Source organism: Citrobacter sp. Cf125 (assembly GCF_030333935.1).
GTDB lineage: Bacteria > Pseudomonadota > Gammaproteobacteria > Enterobacterales > Enterobacteriaceae > Citrobacter > Citrobacter freundii.
Window position 1 is genome coordinate 237,299 of the sequence record NZ_JAOWEY010000025.1, and the last position, 16,542, is coordinate 253,840.

Below are 16,542 nucleotides of genomic sequence, written 5' to 3' on the forward strand. Positions count from 1 at the left end.
AATCAACAATCTGGTGCAAAAATGTAACGCACTATGCACCGTCATAGTGCGTTTTTTCTTTTTCTCCCCCAGCAATACCCTGCAAGCCTGAATTATTCCGCGTTTTTCATTCCTGGCACACCCCTTGCAATATTCCTCTCGTGTATCTGCAGCCACTACTGAATTCTGACTGGAGGGGATCTATGAAGCTGGTTACCGTGGTAATCAAACCGTTCAAACTGGAAGACGTCCGTGAAGCACTGTCGTCTATTGGTATTCAGGGGCTGACCGTCACCGAAGTGAAGGGCTTTGGCCGACAGAAAGGTCATGCTGAGCTGTACCGTGGGGCTGAATATAGCGTCAATTTTCTGCCAAAGGTGAAGATTGATGTGGCGATTGCCGACGACCAACTGGATGGCGTGATTGATGTCATCAGTAAAGCGGCATACACCGGAAAAATTGGCGACGGCAAAATCTTCGTCGCCGAGCTGCAACGTGTGATTCGTATTCGTACCGGCGAAGCCGACGAAGCCGCACTGTAACTTCTGGCACACAGTGATAGGAAACCAAAAAATGAAGATAGCAACGATGAAAACAGGTATTGCTTCACTGGCGCTACTGCCGGGACTGGCAATGGCGGCACCGGCGGTTGCGGATAAAGCAGATAACGCTTTTATGATGATCTGTACCGCGCTGGTGCTGTTTATGACTATCCCTGGCATTGCGTTGTTCTACGGCGGTTTGATTCGCGGTAAGAACGTGCTGTCGATGCTGACTCAGGTGACGGTGACATTCGCTCTGGTTTGTATTCTATGGGTGGTTTATGGCTACTCACTGGCCTTTGGCGAAGGGAATAATTTCTTCGGCAACTTCAACTGGGTATTGCTGAAGAACATCGCGCTGACGGCGGTCACGGGGAGCTTCTACCAGTACATTCACGTTGCTTTTCAGGGTTCTTTCGCCTGCATCACCGTTGGGCTGATTGTTGGGGCGCTGGCTGAACGTATTCGCTTCTCTGCGGTGCTGATTTTTGTAGTGGTATGGTTAACGTTGTCGTACATCCCCATTGCCCACATGGTCTGGGGCGGCGGCTTGCTGGCTTCCCACGGTGCGTTGGATTTTGCCGGCGGAACAGTTGTGCATATCAACGCGGCGATTGCCGGTCTGGTTGGGGCGTATCTGATTGGCAAACGCGTCGGTTTTGGCAAAGAAGCCTTTAAACCGCATAACCTGCCGATGGTCTTCACCGGTACCGCTATTCTCTATATTGGTTGGTTTGGCTTTAACGCCGGTTCAGCGGGAACGGCGAATGAGATTGCTGCACTGGCCTTCGTCAATACGGTGGTCGCCACCGCCGCAGCCATCCTCGGATGGATCTTCGGTGAATGGGCGCTGCGTGGCAAACCGTCCCTGCTGGGCGCGTGTTCTGGCGCTATTGCGGGTCTGGTGGGGGTAACACCGGCATGTGGCTATATTGGTGTCGGCGGCGCGTTGATTATTGGTGTCGTTGCGGGACTGGCTGGCCTGTGGGGTGTGACCATCCTGAAGCGTATTCTGCGCGTGGACGATCCGTGTGATGTGTTTGGCGTGCACGGCGTGTGCGGCATTGTCGGCTGCATCCTGACCGGGGTGTTCGCTGCCAGCTCTCTGGGCGGCGTGGGCTTTGCCGAGGGCGTGACCATGGGGCATCAGCTGCTGGTGCAACTGGAAAGCGTGGCGATTACCATCGTCTGGTCCGGTGTGGTGGCTTTCATTGGCTATAAGCTGGCGGATATGACGGTGGGTCTGCGTGTACCGGAAGAGCAGGAACGCGAAGGTCTGGATGTGAACAGCCACGGCGAGAACGCTTACAACGCTTGATGTTTCAATCTGCCGGATGGCAACGCTTTTGCGCCGCCATCCGGTAATTCTCAATTACGATTACGCATTACCCCTTCCTGCACGGTAGAGGCGACCAGCACGCCGTCCTGCGTATAAAACTCCCCGCGTACAAAACCCCGGGCACCGGAGGCCGAAGTACTCTCGACGTTATACAACAACCACTGATTGATATTGAACGGACGATGGAACCACATGGAGTGGTCAATGGTGGCGATCTGAATCCCTTTTTCCAGGAAACCAATTCCGTACGGCTGCAGCGCAACAGGCAGGAAGTTCAGGTCTGAAGCATAACCCAGCAGATATTGATGGACGCGCAGATCGTCCTGCAGCTCGCCGTTTGCGCGGATCCAAACCTGGCGCGCCGGAGGTGCGACGTGACCTTTTAAGGGGTTATGAAATTCAACCGGACGCACTTCCAATGGACGATCGTTGATAAATTTTTCTTTCAACAGCGGCGGCAGCAAATGCGCCACTGAGCGGGCAATTTCTGTTTCTGATTTAAGCTCATCGGGACTCGGCGCATCCGGCATGGTTTTCTGATGTTCAAATCCGTCTTCCGGCGCCTGGAAAGAGGCTGTCATGTAAAAAATAGGTTTACCATTCTGGATTGCGGCAACGCGGCGCGCGCTGAAGCTGTTACCATCACGCAGGACTTCTACATCATAGATGATGGGCTTTTGGCTATCGCCGGGGCGTAAAAAGTAGCTGTGAAAGGAATGGACCAGACGCTCTTCTGGTACGGTTTCCTTTGCGGCATACAGCGCCTGACCGACAACCTGTCCCCCAAAAACCTGACGTAACCCTAAGTCTTCACTTTGGCCCCGAAAGAGTCCTTCTTCAATTTTTTCCAGATTTAACAATGTCAGCAAATTTTTCAGCGCCAGACTCATACGTGCTCTCCAGGTTATATCGTTCTCGCAGCGAGGTAGGCAGAGTATAACGCAATTTTGAAAGTGGTCCGATGGGTGCAATTGTCTGAATTAAAGGCCTATTACAGGCAAAAACAGCTATCTTGTGCCACACTTAGTCACGTTATGTTTTTGTTAACCACTCTTCTGGCGAGGAAAGTTCTCGCTGGTGCATAGATGAAAAGGAGAATTTAATGAAACTCGTGCACATGGTAAGTGGTTTAGCGGTTGCGGTCGCTCTGGCAGCCTGCGCCGATAAAAGCGCGGATATTCAGACACCTGCGCCAAGCCCTAATACGTCAATTGCTGACACACAGTCTAAAATTCAGCAGCCTAATGTCTCCGGTACAGTATGGATCCGCCAGAAAGTGGCCTTGCCACCTGATGCGGTGCTGACCGTAACGCTGTCAGATGCTTCACTGGCCGATGCACCGTCAAAAGTGCTGTCGCAAAAAGCGGTCCGTACTGAGGGTAAACAGGCGCCATTCAGCTTCGTATTACCGTTTAACCCGGCTGATATTCAACCTAACGCCCGTATTCTGCTAAGTGCGGCAATTACGGTTAATGACAAACTGGTCTTCATTACTGATACCGTGCAGACGGTCATTAATCAGGGGGGGACAAAAGCTGACCTGACGCTGGTCCCTGTACAGCAAACGGCAGTACCGGTTCAGGCGAGCGGTGGGGCTGCCACCACGGTGCCGTCAACGTCACCAACCCAGGTGAATCCGTCTTCTGCCGTCCCTGCTCCCACACAGTACTAAGGCAGTCGTAACCCTCTCCGCCCAGAGAGGGTTAGTACACCCAGCGATAGCGCTGTAAATCGATCTGTCCGCTTCCTGAAACCACTACTCCTTCAGCCAGCAACGCCTGGCGCTGCCGTTGCAGGTCCGGGCCTGTCAGCGAAATGGCACCATGACGATTAACCACCCGATGCCAGGGCAAAGTGCTGCCTTCGGGGAGACGCTTAAGCACGCCGCCTACCTGGCGCGCAGCACGCGGCGAACCGGCAAGCCTGGCAACATCGCCATAGGTGGTGACGAAACCTTCGGGGATTGACGCGACGATTTGCCAGACGCGTTGGGGGAAAGTGTCTTGTATATCCATCATTTATTCCTGCGCTAATCCTCCAGCATAATGCTGAACGGCGAAGGAGTGAAGCCGCATTGCACAAGAAAACAGCATCCGATGCTGGATGGGTTGCAATTACAGGGTGCAGCAGTGATAATGCGCCTGCGCGTTGGTTAACAACGCTCTCAATGGGGGCTCTGTTGGTTCTCCCGCAACACTACTCTGTTTACCAGGTCAGGTCCGGAAGGAAGCAGCCAAGGCAGATGACGTGTGTGCCGGGATGTAGCTGGCAGGGCCCCCACCCAATTCTGCCGTCCGGCAATTTTCCTTCTGCTTATCTTCTTTTCTTTGTCATCGTATTGTCATTTTAATGTCATCAAATGCTGTCAATGTGTTTCGGGGATGTTATTTGATGCTTTTGCCGCCGCCATTGCACTGTAACGACAGGGGTCTTACATTCGGTGTGTTTTGGCTGACCACAAGGATTTTCTACGATGTCGACCGCTGTATTGAATGTCAAAATTGATGAGGCGCTAAAAGAAAAGCTTCGCCATTACGCTGAAGTGCATAGTGAAAATTTAAGTATCGCGACGGAAAAACTACTGCTGATCGCGTTTTCCGCCGTTGAAGAGGCGGGAGTCTCCGCTGAGGATATCGATAGCCAGCATACGGAAGAATCCGTGGTTGAAGCACTGACTCCTAAAGAAATCAAAGCATTGCGAAGACTACTGAAGAAGAAAAAATGAAACAACAACCGCTCTCAACCGCCTGTAATTATGGCGAAGCCTGTGAAATGCTGCGTTCCGGTTATGTGAAACATGTTCGTCTGAGCTGGAACGTCGGCAGCGATGAGTTCTTCCGTATTGCCTCCGACTGGTGTGATGCCGGGGCAAAAATTAAGAAAGACGGTGAGAATTTCGTGATTTCTCTGAAGGGGTTTCCGGTTCCTCCTCAGCGGTAATATTGCCGGGACATCCTCGTCCATCACGGCATTCAAGGACGAGTCCTTTGACTCGTCGTTTAGATTATTTTACGTATTTTCCCGCTGCTGGTCTGCAAACGCAGGTTATCCCAAATGGGTTGCAACACCCGGAAGGCGGCACGCGTTGTGTCATCCGGTAATGTGAAGGGCATACGCAAAAAGCGGTCAAATGCACCATCAAGACCGAAACGCGTACCGGTTCCCAACTGAATGCCTGCGATTTCGGCGCGCGTAGCGAATAGCGTTGCCAGCGTATCGGGCAGTTCAACCCAAAAAGAGAGTCCTCCCTGTGGCTGGGTAAACTGCCACTCCGGGAAATGTGCGTTCATCAGATCCGAGCACAGATCTCGCTGCGATGTGAGTAGCCGTCTTCTGTCAGGAAGAAAGTCGGCGGCATTATCCAGCAGCCAGCTGGTGGCGAGTTGTTCAAGCACCGGGGAGCCTAAATCGAAGGTGTCGCGAGTTTGTACCAGCGCCGCAATGGTTCGCGCCGACGCCCGAATCCAGCCCAGACGTAATCCTCCCCAAAAGCTTTTCCCGGCAGATCCCAGCAGGATGATCGGCGCATCGCGGTTGAATGTGGCAAGCGGCGGTGGTGGCGGGGCGTCATACCACAGGTTCACCATGGTCTCATCAATCACCAGCGTGGTGCGGGTCCTTTCAGCAATATCTGCCACGACCTGGCGAGTTGCAGCGTCCATGCAACGCCCGGTCGGATTGTGAAAGTCCGGCATCAGATAGGCCATTCTCGGTGCGGTTTGCGCGATGGTGGCGACCAGACCTGCCGTATCCCAACCGTGTTCGGGCAGCGACACACCGACGGGACGACATGATGCACCTTGAATCGCGGCAATCGCCAGCGGATACGTGGGATGATCGACCACCACGCGATCGCCAGGGCCGGTGAGTAAACGCAGGATCAGCGCCAGGCCACTGACCGCGCCGTTCACGACCATAATCTCATCGGGCTGCGTCGGGAGTCCGCGTTCGCAATAATGCCGGGCGATGGATTCACGCAAAACCGCCAGTCCCTGTGGTAGATACCCGGAACTCAGCAAATGCTGCGGCATCGCAAACAGCGCTTGTTGGTAAGCATGGTGAATTTCGGGACCGGCACTCAGCGCCGCCGTGGACAAATCCAGCGCTGTACCGGTACTGGTTCGTGTAGGCACATGACGAATGTGTTCCGGCAGGATCACCCGTGAGCCGCTCCCATGACGGCTTTCCAGATATCCCTCTTCACGCAGTTGCGCCATGGCGCTGGCGACGGTGGTTCGGCTCACTTGCAGAACGGCAGCGAGCTCGCGTTCGCCGGGTAAGCGACTATCCAGCGCCAGTCGACCATCAAGGATCAGCAGACGTAACGCTTCTGCCAGCTGTCGCCAGATGGGCGTTCGTGAGGGGTTTTCCTGCCAGTGTCCGAGCAGGCGCTGCAAAGACTGGCTTCCGTAACGGCGTGATGACATAGCAGTCCACTTTTTGAAAACTGGACATTAATCATAGTGCCAATTGCGGTGATGATGAAAGTTATCTGAGAGTGAGAGGGGAAAAGCATGCTGCGTCGTTTACTTCAGCTGTTTATCGGGCTGACGCTGTACGGTGTGTCGACGGCGATGTTTGTCCGTGCCGATTTAGGGGCCGATCCGTGGAACGTATTTCACCTGGGCGTGGCCAATTTATTGTCGATGAATATCGGCGTGGTGATTATTGCCGTGGGTGTGTTGGTACTGCTGGCGTGGATACCGCTGCGCCAGCGTCCAGGGTTTGGCACGTTGAGCAACGTGATTATGATCGGGCTGGCGGCAGATGCCGCGCTGCTGGTGATTCCGGGATTTGAATCCCTGCTGGCGCGCAGCGGGCTGTTGGTGTCAGCGGTGATCTTGAATGCGTTAGCAACCAGCCTGTACATTGGTGCCGGTTTTGGCGCCGGTCCGCGTGATGGTCTGATGACCGGTATCCACGCACGTACCGGCTGGCCAGTACGACGAATTCGAACCGCAATTGAAGTGTCGGTGCTGCTTATCGGTTGGTTGCTGGGAGGAACAGTGGGGGTTGGTACGGTGCTGTATGCCTTGGCTATCGGACCGCTCATTCAGCTTTGCTTGCCGTGGTTTCGCCATCAGCCGCAGGCACGTATTCGCATCAAGAATACGCCTGGGGCGCGATCGCCTGCTGGCGACTAAACTTAACCTCGACTGACGCGGCCGGAATCGGCTTGCCGCGCAGTACACTTCGGAGGTTTTTCTCATGAAGTATGTTGATGGCTTTGTGGTTGCCGTACCCGCTGAAAACAAGGAGGCGTACATTGCGATGGCGGCAAAAGCAGCTCCGCTTTTCAAGGAATTCGGTGCATTGCGCGTGGTGGAGTGCTGGGCAGATGATGTCCCCGACGGCAAATTGACCGATTTTCGCATGGCTGTGAAAGCGCAGGATCATGAAGAAGTGGTATTCAGCTGGATTGAATACCCTTCCAAAGAGGTCCGCGACGCGGCGAATCAGAAGATGATGTCCGATCCCCGTATGAAGGAATTCGGTGAATCTATGCCATTTGATGGCAAGCGAATGATCTACGGTGGATTTGCGCCCATTATGGAAGAGTGATGTGACTGGCTGTGCGGCGTGCCGCCAGCCATCTCAACATCAACAGCCATGTTAAAGCCGTTTTTCTGCCCACAGTATAAATTCCGTTTTCGGCAGCGCTTTGCTGTAAAGCCAGCCTTGACCGTACTGCACTCCGTGCTTGCGTAGCCAGGTTTCCTGATTCTCGGTTTCGATACCTTCCGCCACCATCTCAAGTTTCAGCGCTTTTGCTATCTCGATGATATGCGGCGTGACGTTGTTGTACTCCAGTGCATCGACGAACGATTTGTCTATCTTCAGGATGTCTACATCCAGATCCTGCAAATAACTCAGGCTGGAATAGCCGGTACCAAAGTCATCAATATAGATTGAATGACCCGCCTGACGGTATTTGGCAATAAACGGCGCGCTGTTTTTTGGGTCAGCAAATTCGCGTTCAGTTAGCTCCAGCGCGATTTGCGCAGGCTTAAGTTGCCAGTGGTTCACCTTCTGGCTTAACAGGGCTGGAAGCGTTTCGGAGGACAGATCGGCTGACTCAAGGTTGATGGATATATGCTGCTCAGGATGCTGACGCAGCCATTTGCCTAAATCTTCAAATACGCTTTCAATAATCAACCGGGTGAGGGACTCTGTCAGCCCGGTTTCATGCGCCAGCGCGACGAAAATTTCAGGTGACAGATAACTCCCATCGGCCTGCTGCCAGCGAGCCAGCGCCTCTGCCCCAACCACTTTCCCCGTTTTGAGCGAGATAATTGGTTGATAGTGGACTTTGATGTCCCGATGCTGGATAGCGTCCTGCAACTGGTGATGGGGCGACTGTAAGCGGCGCAAAATACGCAAAACAAAGGCGGCGGTGAGCAAACCGATAAGAATACCTGCCGGGAGCCAGATCAGTGCCTGCCGGTGCCAGGTTTTTTGCAATGGTAGGGTAGACGCCCAGGTTACGATCGTGATGCCCAACTCAGGAAAGGGGCGGGCGTTATAAATGCTGCCATCTTTGTTAAAATGAGTAATCGATCGTTCTTGCTGTATATGCTGCAAAACGTCCGATGGCAGATCGGCGCTACTGGCAACCACGACGTTGCGCATGGTGCCAATGATAGTCACTTCAATCGGCCATGAGCCAAACGGGATGACGTCAATGAAAGAACCCGGATCGACCATCACAATATAATGTTCGCTCCCTAATGCTGCCATAAAGCGCTTGATGCCCAAATCATTTTGCGTGGTAAGCCATGCGCGATATCCATCAGGAGTGACTTTCATTGCGGGTGGAAATGCGTCTGCCTGGCTTCTTTTTTCCAGGGATGAGCATTGCGGAACGTTATCTTTGAGGTACAGCACTTCCTGAATATAGCGATAGCTATATGACAAACGACGCATTTCCAGCAGATGCTCATCACTACAAGGCACCCCCTGAAATGCTTCAATATGGCGTAATGCTTTTTTCGCCTGCTCGCCTACGCGTTCCGTACGTAATGCGACTCGTGTTGAGAACATGTCGAGTTCATCGATAAATTTCGTTTCGACCTGACGATGTGCCAGCCACAGGCTTAAACCTACAGGCGCGAGGATGGAAAGGAACAGTACCCCAGTCACCAGGCTTATCAGATGTCGTGTTGTCACAGTGATATCCTTATTTACACAGCGTAGGGAAAGTATATCTGAAACCCCGAAAAGCTATTCGATTGACATCATATATTTACGGCCACTTATCATCCCGTTTAACTCCCTGTAGCGTAAATCAGGTTGTGGTTTGTACAAGAGTGGTGTATTTTGTTGGTTATGTTATAACGTAACAAATCGAGGTTGCCATGAAACCGGATATTCATCCTTTTTACCGTACCGTGGTGTTTCACGATACCAGTGCCAATGAATTCTTTAAGGTCGGTTCGACCATTAAGACTGAGCGTGAAATTGAGTTTGAGGGGGAAATGTACCCGTACGTGACCCTCGATATATCTTCTAAATCGCATCCGTATTATACCGGGAAACAAAAAACCTTTGATAATGAAGGTAGTGCAGCACGTTTCCAAAAACGTTTTGGTCATTTTATTGGCGTTAAGCGGAGTTAAAATGCAGGTACTCAATTCACTTCGCAGCGCAAAACAGCGCCATCCTGACTGCCAGATAGTAAAACGCAAAGGGCGTTTGTACGTTATCTGCAAAACGAATCCGCGCTTTAAAGCAGTACAGGGGCGTAAAAAGAGACGTTAGTTTCTTTGCCAGCATTTCAGGGATTAAAGTGCGTTGCCTGGGCAGGAACGCACTTTTTTTATCTGCGCTGAGATGCCGTTACTGGGTGGTCTGGGCGCGGGTAAGCGTAAAGACATCGTAAAACGAGAGTTCGCCTTTGCGCGATATCATCTTTTGCAGCTGTGCTTTATGTTCGCTATCCACGGACGGTGAGTGCAGGATAGTATCGATGAGCGAGGAGGGGACAAAGCGCGTGTTGTACCATTCTCCGTTATAGCAAACTCTAAAATCCAGAACGTCGATATCTTCAAAGCGGTACCGTGGCGCAACGTCGAAAAAGAAAAAGCCGTTGAGTACAACGAACAGTACCACCAGCAGCCATACTGAATCGACTAACGTTTCTGACTGTAGCATCACCGCCAGCGTGGCAAACCAGGCAACATACATGCCGATAAACAGCCCAGGGTGTTTGCGAATAAAGCTGATGCTAAAGCGCGGTTTGTTGTCGCGCTTCTCGCGAATATTTAAGTCGTCGATTGTTTCAGTAAGCAGGCGCTGTATTTCTGTCATCTCTTGCCTTCGTGATATCTGCAAAATTCAGGAGGGATCGCCCTATTTTAAAAGGGGATACCCTTTGAAGAAAGTAACAGATTAACCGTAATTTAGCATAACAGTTACATTTAAGATCACAGCGTTTTGATGATCCTTGCGGGATTGCCCCCAACCACGGTGTTCGCTGGAACGCTTTTAGTGACTACTGCACCTGATGCCACAACCACGTTATCGCCCAGCGTGACGCCAGGATTGATCACTGCACGGCCACCTATCCAGACATTATTGCCGATAGTCACGGGCTTTCCGAACTCCAGGCCACTGTTGCGCTCGGTAGCATCCAGCGGATGGGTCGCGGTATAGATATGAACGCCAGGTGCCAGCATGCAGTTGTCGCCAATATGAATTGGACAGACGTCGAGCATAACGCAGTCGAAATTAGCGTAAAAGTCTTTACCAAGATAGATATTATAACCGTAATCACACCGGAAAGAGGGTTCAATATAGGCACCCTCACTCTGACCTAACAGATCATGCAGGATTGCCTGACGCTCATTTTTTTCATCGGGAGCGGTGAGATTGTAGCGATGGATCAATTGACGAGCGCGTAGTCGGTCACTGCGCAGCGTTTCATCTGCCGGGCGATAGTATTCGCCGGCGATCATTTTTTGCTTTTCATTACGCATTACGATTTCCCTGTGTACTGAAGATTATTTCAGCACAGTAAAACGTAATGCAAGCAAGGGGAACGTTCCCGCTTCTTTGCTGTGATCATAGTCACGTGATTTGAATTAAATAACCATTGTAAATACGAAAATGGTTAGCCAGACAACTGTGCCGCTATACCTGACTTAACCTTGAGTGCAATTAGCGAATGAATTTCCAAACAGAAGTTGGAATCTTGTCGTAAAGCTTATTCATGGTCAATTCAGCAAGGCGATGATCTGCTGCTGAGTAAAATACAGCCAGTTCGTTGTCGGACAATTCATATTTATTTTTTTCAATAACGCGCTCTAGCGTATCAATAGTCTGGCAACGTCGCAGGCGCATCAAATAATCTGTTTTAGTTAATGGTTTATCGGACATAACTCTTACCTATGATTGTAATAATTTTTAACAAGACAAACTAACAGGATTAGCCCTGGTGGCATTGACAAAACAGCGAAACAGTCGATTACCTGACTTCCGCCATTTCTGCAGATCCTGCGTATTAATACCATAACTGCTGAACAACATAAAAGTGTCATCCAGGTATTCATCTATCTGCGCGATCAGCTTATTGTCCTCATTGTACTTAATTTTATAATTAAGTGCGAAGGTTGCAATATGCTCTATCAGTTCATTGAGCTGCAAGCTGGTTGCAGAGGTAGGGTCATTAACCCAGCCATGGTTACTTTGTTCAAGGTTTGCAAGACAGTCATGATACAGAGTTTCGCAGAGAAATTTAAGCTGCGCGATATCATGTCTTTTGGGTGAGTATTCATCCATAACGCATCCCCTTCTTAGTGGCTTAAACTAACCGAACACCTTTCGGGATGGATACAACAACTACCTGGAACTTGCCCGCGACTCCTGATGATTTAACTATAATCTACTCTAAAAAAGATTTCATCGTCATATCACGAAAAATTACAATTATGTAAAATTATGATGCTACGTCATTTTTACATTTTAACAGATAAATGCCGCAATTCGAAATGGGACAATTTCTTTATTCTTCGGGCAATCATCGGGTTATCTTGTTTAGGTTTAGCAACGAAAGGCAACAACCGACAATGAAAACCAGTGGATAGGATTAATCTTAATATTTATTAACGTAAATAAGAACTCTCGCTGTTTTTTTAAGAATAGCCTTTAAGGCTGCAAGGATTATATCGCTTATTTACCCGATAGAAAATAAACGGAATGGCAATAAGTGATTTTTATGATTTTTCCAGAAAAAAGGCCGCTTGCGCGGCCTTATCTTTAGAGATGTATCAATGATGCTCTACTGAGTGGCTATGCTCAATATCTTCATTTTTGCGGCTAAAGCGGCGGCGTACCACCACAAAGAACACCGGAACAAAGAAGATCGCCAACACGGTTGCCGTCACCATCCCACCCATTACGCCAGTACCAACGGCGTTCTGCGCACCGGAGCCTGCGCCGGAGCTGATGACCAGCGGCATTACGCCCAGAATAAAGGCCAGTGACGTCATCAGGATTGGACGTAAACGCATGCGTACTGCGTCCAGCGTCGCCTCTATCAGACCTTTACCCTCTTTATCCATCAAGTCTTTGGCGAATTCGACGATAAGTATCGCGTTCTTCGCCGACAACCCAATGGTTGTAAGCAGGCCTACCTGGAAGTAAACGTCGTTGGTCAGGCCGCGGAACGTTGCTGCCAGCAATGCACCGATAACACCCAGCGGTACAACCAGCATTACGGAGAACGGAATTGACCAGCTCTCGTACAACGCTGCCAGACACAAGAATACGACGATCAGTGAAATGGCATACAAGGCAGGAGCCTGGTTGCCGGACAGTCGTTCCTGGTAGGACATACCGGTCCAGTCATAACCGATACCGGATGGCAGTTTGCTGGCCAGTTGCTCCATCATCGCCATGGCTTCACCGGTACTTTTACCCGGAGCGGCCTGGCCTAAGATTTCCATGGAAGGCAAACCGTTATAGCGTTCCAGACGCGGCGAACCGTATTCCCAACGTGAGGTTGAGAAGGCGGAGAACGGTACCATCTGTCCATCGCTACCGCGGACATACCAGTTTCCAATATCTTCCGGCAACATACGGTATTTCGCTTCAGACATGACGTAAACTTTCTTCACACGACCACGGTCGATGAAGTCATTCACGTAGCTTCCGCCCCATGCTGCACCCAGCGTTGTATTAATATCACTAATGGAAACGCCCAGAGCCTGCGCTTTTTCCTGATCGATATCGATCTTGAACTGCGGCGTATCTTCCAGACCGTTAGGACGAACACCGACCAACAGATCAGGATGCTTCGCGACTTCACCAAACAGTTGGTTACGCGCCTGAGTCAGCTTCTCATGGCCCAGACCCGCCTGGTCAATCAACTGGAAGTCAAAACCGGTTGCGGTCCCTAACTCCACAATCGCTGGCAGGTTAAAGGCAAAGACCATTGCGTCTTTAATCTGCGAGAATGCGCCCATTGCACGCTGAGTAATCGCTTCAACCTTGTTCTCTTCGCCAGGACGTTCACTCCAGTCTTTCAGAGAAACGAACGCGATGCCGGTGTTCTGACCACGACCAGCAAAACCGAAACCGTTAACGGCAAACACCGATTCAACGTTCGCTTTTTCCTTGGTCAGGTAGTAATCCGTCATTTCGTCCAGTACCTTCTGGGTACGCTCTTGCGTCGCACCCGCTGGCAGCTGAGCCATAGACAGGAATACCCCCTGGTCTTCATCTGGCAGGAACGAACTTGGCAGACGAACGAACAGATAGGCCATGCCCACAACGATAATCAGATACAGTGCCAGATAACGACCAGTGCTGCGCAGAATACCGCCCACGCTATCGGTGTAATGATGCGTGCTCTTATCGAACATGCGGTTAAACCAGCCGAAGAAGCCTTTTTTGCCTTCTCCGTGATCGCCTTTAGCAATCGGTTTGAGCATGGTCGCACACAGGGCAGGGGTCAGAATCAATGCCACCAGTACAGACAGCGCCATCGCGGAAACAATGGTGATGGAGAACTGACGGTAAATTGCACCGGTCGACCCCCCGAAGAACGCCATTGGGATAAATACCGCTGACAGCACCATCGCGATACCCACCAATGCGCCCTGAATCTGGCCCATCGATTTTCGCGTTGCTTCCTTCGGCGGTAGTCCTTCCTCAGCCATTACACGTTCAACGTTCTCGACCACAACGATGGCGTCATCCACCAGCAGGCCGATGGCGAGCACCATCCCGAACATCGTCAGGGTATTTATTGAGAAGCCGAAAATCGCCAGGACGGCAAACGTACCCAAGAGTACCACCGGCACGGCGATAGTCGGAATCAGCGTCGCGCGGAAGTTCTGCAGGAACAGATACATTACCAGGAACACGAGGATGATTGCTTCTGCCAGCGTTTTCACTACTTCGTGAATAGAAATTTTCACGAACGGCGTGGTGTCATACGGGTAAACGATCTTCAGACCTGACGGGAAGAACGGCTCCATCTTCTTCAGTTCTTCGCGGATAGCGTTTGCGGTGTCCAGGGCGTTAGCACCTGTTGCCAGCTTGATACCCAGACCGGATGCCGGTTTACCGTTGAACTTCGCAATGATGTCGTAGTTCTCACCGCCCAGTTCCACTTTCGCTACGTCACGCAGACGAACCTGGGAACCATCCTGATTCACTTTCAGCAGGATTTTGCCGAACTCATCAGCGGAGGTCAGACGGGTTTGCGCAATGATCGATGCGTTAAGCTGCTGACCTTTCACCGGCGGCGTACCACCTAACTGACCGGCTGCAACCTGGGCGTTCTGCGCTTTGATGGCGCTGATTACATCAACCGGTGTCAGCTGGAAGTTGTTCAGTTTGTTCGGATCCATCCAGATACGCATCGCATACTGAGAACCAAACAGCTGAACGTCGCCCACGCCTGAAGTACGGCTAATGGCATCCTTCATGTTGGCGCCAACGTAGTCGGAAATATCCTCCTGCGTCATGGTGCCGTTGGTGTTGATAACACCGACAACCATCAGGAAGCTGCTGGATGACTTCTCAACGCTAACCCCTTGCTGCTGTACTTCCTGAGGCAGCAACGGCATGGCCAGCTGCAGTTTGTTCTGCACCTGTACCTGTGCGATATCCGCATCAGTACCAGACTGGAAGGTCAGGGTGATCTGCACGGTACCCGTGGAGTCACTGTTTGAGGACATGTACATCAGGTTATCGATACCGTTCATATTCTGTTCGATAACCTGCGTAACAGTATCCTGTACTGTTTTGGCATCAGCGCCAGGATAGGTCGCGGAGATCGTCACTGCTGGCGGTGCAATAGTCGGATATTGCGCTACCGGCAATTTGAGGATCGCGAGCCCCCCTGCCAACATGATGATAATGGCGATCACCCACGCAAATATTGGGCGATCGATAAAGAAATTAGGCATGTCTTAACGGCTCCTGTTTAAGTTAAGACTTGGACTGTTCAGGCTGGCTACCGCTTTGGCCTTGCTGGTTGTTATCAGCGGTGATTTCCTGCGCTTTTACCTGCGCGCCAGGACGTACTTTCTGCAGCCCAGTAACAATCACGCGGTCGCCCGGCTTAAGTCCATCAGTGACTAACCATTTGTCGCCAATCGCTTGTGCGGCGACAATTTGACGAGTTTCAACTTTGTTGTCTGCACCGATAACCAATGCACTGGCATCGCCACGCGGTGTGCGGGTAACGCCTTGCTGTGGAACCAATAATGCAGTTGGGTTAATCCCTTCTTCCAGACGTGCGCGGACGAACATACCCGGCAGTAAGGTATGATCCGGGTTCGGGAAAATTGCGCGTAACGTAATCGACCCAGTGGTTTGATCTACCGTCACATCAGAAAATTCCAGCGTACCGGACTGCGGGTATTTAATGCCGTCATTGGTCACCAGTTCGACTTTCGCTTTACCGTTTTCTTGCTTCAGCGTGCCGTTGGCCAGCTCTTGTTTCAGGCGCAGGAAGTCGTTGCTTGACTGCGTCACGTCTACATAGATGGGATCCAACTGCTGAACGGTCGCCAGTGCGGTCGCCTGACCGTTTTGCACCAGAGCGCCTTCCGTAACGGATGATTTACCAATGCGACCGCTGATCGGTGACGTCACTTTGGTGTAAGCCAGATTGATGCGTGCAGTTTCTACCGCGGCTTTCGCGGCAACAACGGCGGCGTTTGCCTGCTGTGCGTCAGCCAACGCGCTATCGTAGTCCTGTTGGCTGATGTACTTAGTACCCAACAGTTTCTGATAACGTTTCACCGTCAGTTGAGCAATGTTTGCTGCGGCTTGTGCTTTAGCCAGATCGCCTTTTGCACTTTCATAAGCGGCCTGGTAAGTAGCAGGATCAATCTGATAGAGAGATACACCCGCTTCGATGTCACCACCTTCCGTGAAATTACGTTTCAGGATAATCCCGCTAACCTGAGGACGAACTTCAGCAATACGAAACGCACTGGTGCGACCCGGAAGTTCGGTTGTGATCTGTAGAGGTTCAGTTTTGAGCGTAACAACTCCAACCTCTGGCATTTGCTGGCCCCCTTGTTGGGCCTGTTTGTCGTCACATCCTGTTAGCGCTAAGCTGCCTGAGAGCATCAGAACGACTGCCAGAGGCGTTAACCCTCTGTTTTTGTTCATATGTAAACCTCGAGTGTCCGATTTCAAATTGATCAATGGCTTAAAGCCCAT

At 51.2% G+C, this 16,542-nt stretch carries 18 protein-coding genes, 1 other RNA gene and 1 pseudogene; 10 read left to right on the top strand and 10 right to left on the bottom strand.

From position 1 onward, the window contains the following. Nucleotides 1-182 precede the first annotated feature (182 nt). Both glnK and amtB read left to right on the top strand, forming a co-directional pair. Complete coding sequence (gene glnK, locus OGV89_RS17820; RefSeq protein ID WP_003021657.1) at nucleotides 183-521, top strand: P-II family nitrogen regulator; 339 nt, start codon at nucleotides 183-185, stop codon at nucleotides 519-521. 31 nt (nucleotides 522-552) lie between these two features. Next, nucleotides 553-1,839, top strand: coding sequence for an ammonium transporter AmtB (amtB, locus tag OGV89_RS17825; RefSeq protein ID WP_003835936.1), 1,287 nt, complete (start codon nucleotides 553-555; stop codon nucleotides 1,837-1,839). Between the two features lie 50 nt (nucleotides 1,840-1,889). On the opposite strand, the gene tesB is transcribed toward amtB, so the two are convergent. Continuing rightward, on the bottom strand, nucleotides 1,890-2,750 hold the full coding sequence (gene tesB / locus OGV89_RS17830; protein ID WP_286559049.1) for an acyl-CoA thioesterase II: 861 nt from the start codon (nucleotides 2,748-2,750) through the stop codon (nucleotides 1,890-1,892). A 212-nt stretch (nucleotides 2,751-2,962) separates the two neighbouring features. Here tesB and OGV89_RS17835 point away from each other — a divergent pair, with 212 nt between their 5' ends. Next, nucleotides 2,963-3,532 carry a YbaY family lipoprotein gene (locus OGV89_RS17835; RefSeq protein ID WP_003021666.1) on the top strand — a complete coding sequence of 190 codons (570 nt, stop codon included), beginning with the start codon at nucleotides 2,963-2,965 and terminating at the stop codon, nucleotides 3,530-3,532. 31 nt (nucleotides 3,533-3,563) lie between these two features. Here the strand turns inward: OGV89_RS17835 and OGV89_RS17840 are convergent. Then, a pseudogene (locus OGV89_RS17840) lies at nucleotides 3,564-3,953 on the bottom strand (MGMT family protein). An 84-nt stretch (nucleotides 3,954-4,037) separates the two neighbouring features. Here OGV89_RS17840 and ffs point away from each other — a divergent pair. The 3 genes from ffs (at nucleotide 4,038) to OGV89_RS17855 (ending at nucleotide 4,800) form a co-directional block, all read left to right on the top strand. Next, nucleotides 4,038-4,134, top strand: an RNA gene (ffs, locus tag OGV89_RS17845) — signal recognition particle sRNA small type. A gap of 199 nt (nucleotides 4,135-4,333) precedes the next feature. Next, a complete protein-coding gene (locus tag OGV89_RS17850; RefSeq protein ID WP_003021699.1) occupies nucleotides 4,334-4,585 on the top strand; it encodes a hypothetical protein in 252 nt (83 codons plus the stop codon). After that, nucleotides 4,582-4,800: a hypothetical protein gene (locus tag OGV89_RS17855; RefSeq protein ID WP_003021701.1), complete on the top strand. Its 219-nt coding sequence runs from the start codon at nucleotides 4,582-4,584 to the stop codon at nucleotides 4,798-4,800. Before OGV89_RS17850 ends, OGV89_RS17855 begins: the two co-directional genes overlap by 4 nt. Before the next feature lie 59 nt (nucleotides 4,801-4,859). Here OGV89_RS17855 and yczR read toward each other — a convergent pair whose 3' ends face one another. Next, complete coding sequence (gene yczR / locus OGV89_RS17860) at nucleotides 4,860-6,287, bottom strand: MocR-like transcription factor YczR (RefSeq protein ID WP_286559051.1); 1,428 nt, start codon at nucleotides 6,285-6,287, stop codon at nucleotides 4,860-4,862. Between the two features lie 87 nt (nucleotides 6,288-6,374). On the opposite strand from yczR, the gene yczE reads away from it, so the two are divergent. Continuing rightward, nucleotides 6,375-7,004, top strand: a complete 630-nt coding sequence (gene yczE, locus OGV89_RS17865) for a membrane protein YczE (RefSeq protein WP_003835929.1) — start codon at nucleotides 6,375-6,377, stop codon at nucleotides 7,002-7,004. Nucleotides 7,005-7,068: 64 nt separating this feature from the next. Next, a complete protein-coding gene (locus OGV89_RS17870; RefSeq protein ID WP_003831033.1) occupies nucleotides 7,069-7,422 on the top strand; it encodes a DUF1428 domain-containing protein in 354 nt (117 codons plus the stop codon). 51 nt (nucleotides 7,423-7,473) lie between these two features. On the opposite strand, the gene pdeB is transcribed toward OGV89_RS17870, so the two are convergent. Further along, complete coding sequence (gene pdeB / locus OGV89_RS17875; RefSeq protein ID WP_003835927.1) at nucleotides 7,474-9,027, bottom strand: cyclic di-3',5'-guanosine monophosphate phosphodiesterase PdeB; 1,554 nt, start codon at nucleotides 9,025-9,027, stop codon at nucleotides 7,474-7,476. 188 nt (nucleotides 9,028-9,215) lie between these two features. On the opposite strand from pdeB, the gene OGV89_RS17880 reads away from it, so the two are divergent. Both OGV89_RS17880 and ykgO read left to right on the top strand, forming a co-directional pair. Continuing rightward, nucleotides 9,216-9,476, top strand: a complete 261-nt coding sequence (locus OGV89_RS17880; RefSeq protein ID WP_003835926.1) for a type B 50S ribosomal protein L31 — start codon at nucleotides 9,216-9,218, stop codon at nucleotides 9,474-9,476. Nucleotide 9,477: 1 nt separating this feature from the next. Next, nucleotides 9,478-9,618: a type B 50S ribosomal protein L36 gene (gene ykgO, locus OGV89_RS17885; protein ID WP_005125190.1), complete on the top strand. Its 141-nt coding sequence runs from the start codon at nucleotides 9,478-9,480 to the stop codon at nucleotides 9,616-9,618. A gap of 78 nt (nucleotides 9,619-9,696) precedes the next feature. Here ykgO and OGV89_RS17890 read toward each other — a convergent pair whose 3' ends face one another. The 6 genes from OGV89_RS17890 to acrA all read right to left on the bottom strand — a co-directional run bounded on the left by OGV89_RS17890 (nucleotide 9,697) and on the right by acrA (nucleotide 16,491). Then, entirely contained in the window at nucleotides 9,697-10,167 is a 471-nt protein-coding gene (locus tag OGV89_RS17890; protein WP_003021724.1) for a YlaC family protein, read from the bottom strand. A gap of 116 nt (nucleotides 10,168-10,283) precedes the next feature. Then, a complete protein-coding gene (gene maa / locus OGV89_RS17895; RefSeq protein ID WP_003835924.1) occupies nucleotides 10,284-10,835 on the bottom strand; it encodes a maltose O-acetyltransferase in 552 nt (183 codons plus the stop codon). Nucleotides 10,836-11,016: 181 nt separating this feature from the next. Further along, nucleotides 11,017-11,235 carry a hemolysin expression-modulating protein Hha gene (hha, locus tag OGV89_RS17900; protein ID WP_002892050.1) on the bottom strand — a complete coding sequence of 73 codons (219 nt, stop codon included), beginning with the start codon at nucleotides 11,233-11,235 and terminating at the stop codon, nucleotides 11,017-11,019. Nucleotides 11,236-11,262: 27 nt separating this feature from the next. Further along, nucleotides 11,263-11,637 (bottom strand): Hha toxicity modulator TomB, encoded by a 375-nt coding sequence (tomB, locus tag OGV89_RS17905; RefSeq protein ID WP_003021733.1) that lies wholly within the window; start codon nucleotides 11,635-11,637, stop codon nucleotides 11,263-11,265. A 488-nt stretch (nucleotides 11,638-12,125) separates the two neighbouring features. Continuing rightward, nucleotides 12,126-15,275 carry an efflux RND transporter permease AcrB gene (acrB, locus tag OGV89_RS17910; RefSeq protein WP_003021736.1) on the bottom strand — a complete coding sequence of 1,050 codons (3,150 nt, stop codon included), beginning with the start codon at nucleotides 15,273-15,275 and terminating at the stop codon, nucleotides 12,126-12,128. A gap of 22 nt (nucleotides 15,276-15,297) precedes the next feature. Then, on the bottom strand, nucleotides 15,298-16,491 hold the full coding sequence (acrA, locus tag OGV89_RS17915) for a multidrug efflux RND transporter periplasmic adaptor subunit AcrA (RefSeq protein WP_003835922.1): 1,194 nt from the start codon (nucleotides 16,489-16,491) through the stop codon (nucleotides 15,298-15,300). Nucleotides 16,492-16,542: the final 51 nt, after the last annotated feature.

Coding starts and splice junctions, on each gene's coding strand:
- hha (WP_002892050.1), bottom strand. CDS start 11,235: ATGTCCGATAAACCATTAACTAAAACAGATTATTTGATGCGCCTGCGA.
- yczR (WP_286559051.1), bottom strand. CDS start 6,287: ATGTCATCACGCCGTTACGGAAGCCAGTCTTTGCAGCGCCTGCTCGGA.
- yczE (WP_003835929.1), top strand. CDS start 6,375: ATGCTGCGTCGTTTACTTCAGCTGTTTATCGGGCTGACGCTGTACGGT.
- amtB (WP_003835936.1), top strand. CDS start 553: ATGAAGATAGCAACGATGAAAACAGGTATTGCTTCACTGGCGCTACTG.
- acrB (WP_003021736.1), bottom strand. CDS start 15,275: ATGCCTAATTTCTTTATCGATCGCCCAATATTTGCGTGGGTGATCGCC.
- OGV89_RS17880 (WP_003835926.1), top strand. CDS start 9,216: ATGAAACCGGATATTCATCCTTTTTACCGTACCGTGGTGTTTCACGAT.
- OGV89_RS17855 (WP_003021701.1), top strand. CDS start 4,582: ATGAAACAACAACCGCTCTCAACCGCCTGTAATTATGGCGAAGCCTGT.
- maa (WP_003835924.1), bottom strand. CDS start 10,835: ATGCGTAATGAAAAGCAAAAAATGATCGCCGGCGAATACTATCGCCCG.
- OGV89_RS17870 (WP_003831033.1), top strand. CDS start 7,069: ATGAAGTATGTTGATGGCTTTGTGGTTGCCGTACCCGCTGAAAACAAG.
- ykgO (WP_005125190.1), top strand. CDS start 9,478: ATGCAGGTACTCAATTCACTTCGCAGCGCAAAACAGCGCCATCCTGAC.
- tomB (WP_003021733.1), bottom strand. CDS start 11,637: ATGGATGAATACTCACCCAAAAGACATGATATCGCGCAGCTTAAATTT.
- OGV89_RS17850 (WP_003021699.1), top strand. CDS start 4,334: ATGTCGACCGCTGTATTGAATGTCAAAATTGATGAGGCGCTAAAAGAA.
- tesB (WP_286559049.1), bottom strand. CDS start 2,750: ATGAGTCTGGCGCTGAAAAATTTGCTGACATTGTTAAATCTGGAAAAA.
- OGV89_RS17890 (WP_003021724.1), bottom strand. CDS start 10,167: ATGACAGAAATACAGCGCCTGCTTACTGAAACAATCGACGACTTAAAT.
- glnK (WP_003021657.1), top strand. CDS start 183: ATGAAGCTGGTTACCGTGGTAATCAAACCGTTCAAACTGGAAGACGTC.
- acrA (WP_003835922.1), bottom strand. CDS start 16,491: ATGAACAAAAACAGAGGGTTAACGCCTCTGGCAGTCGTTCTGATGCTC.
- OGV89_RS17835 (WP_003021666.1), top strand. CDS start 2,963: ATGAAACTCGTGCACATGGTAAGTGGTTTAGCGGTTGCGGTCGCTCTG.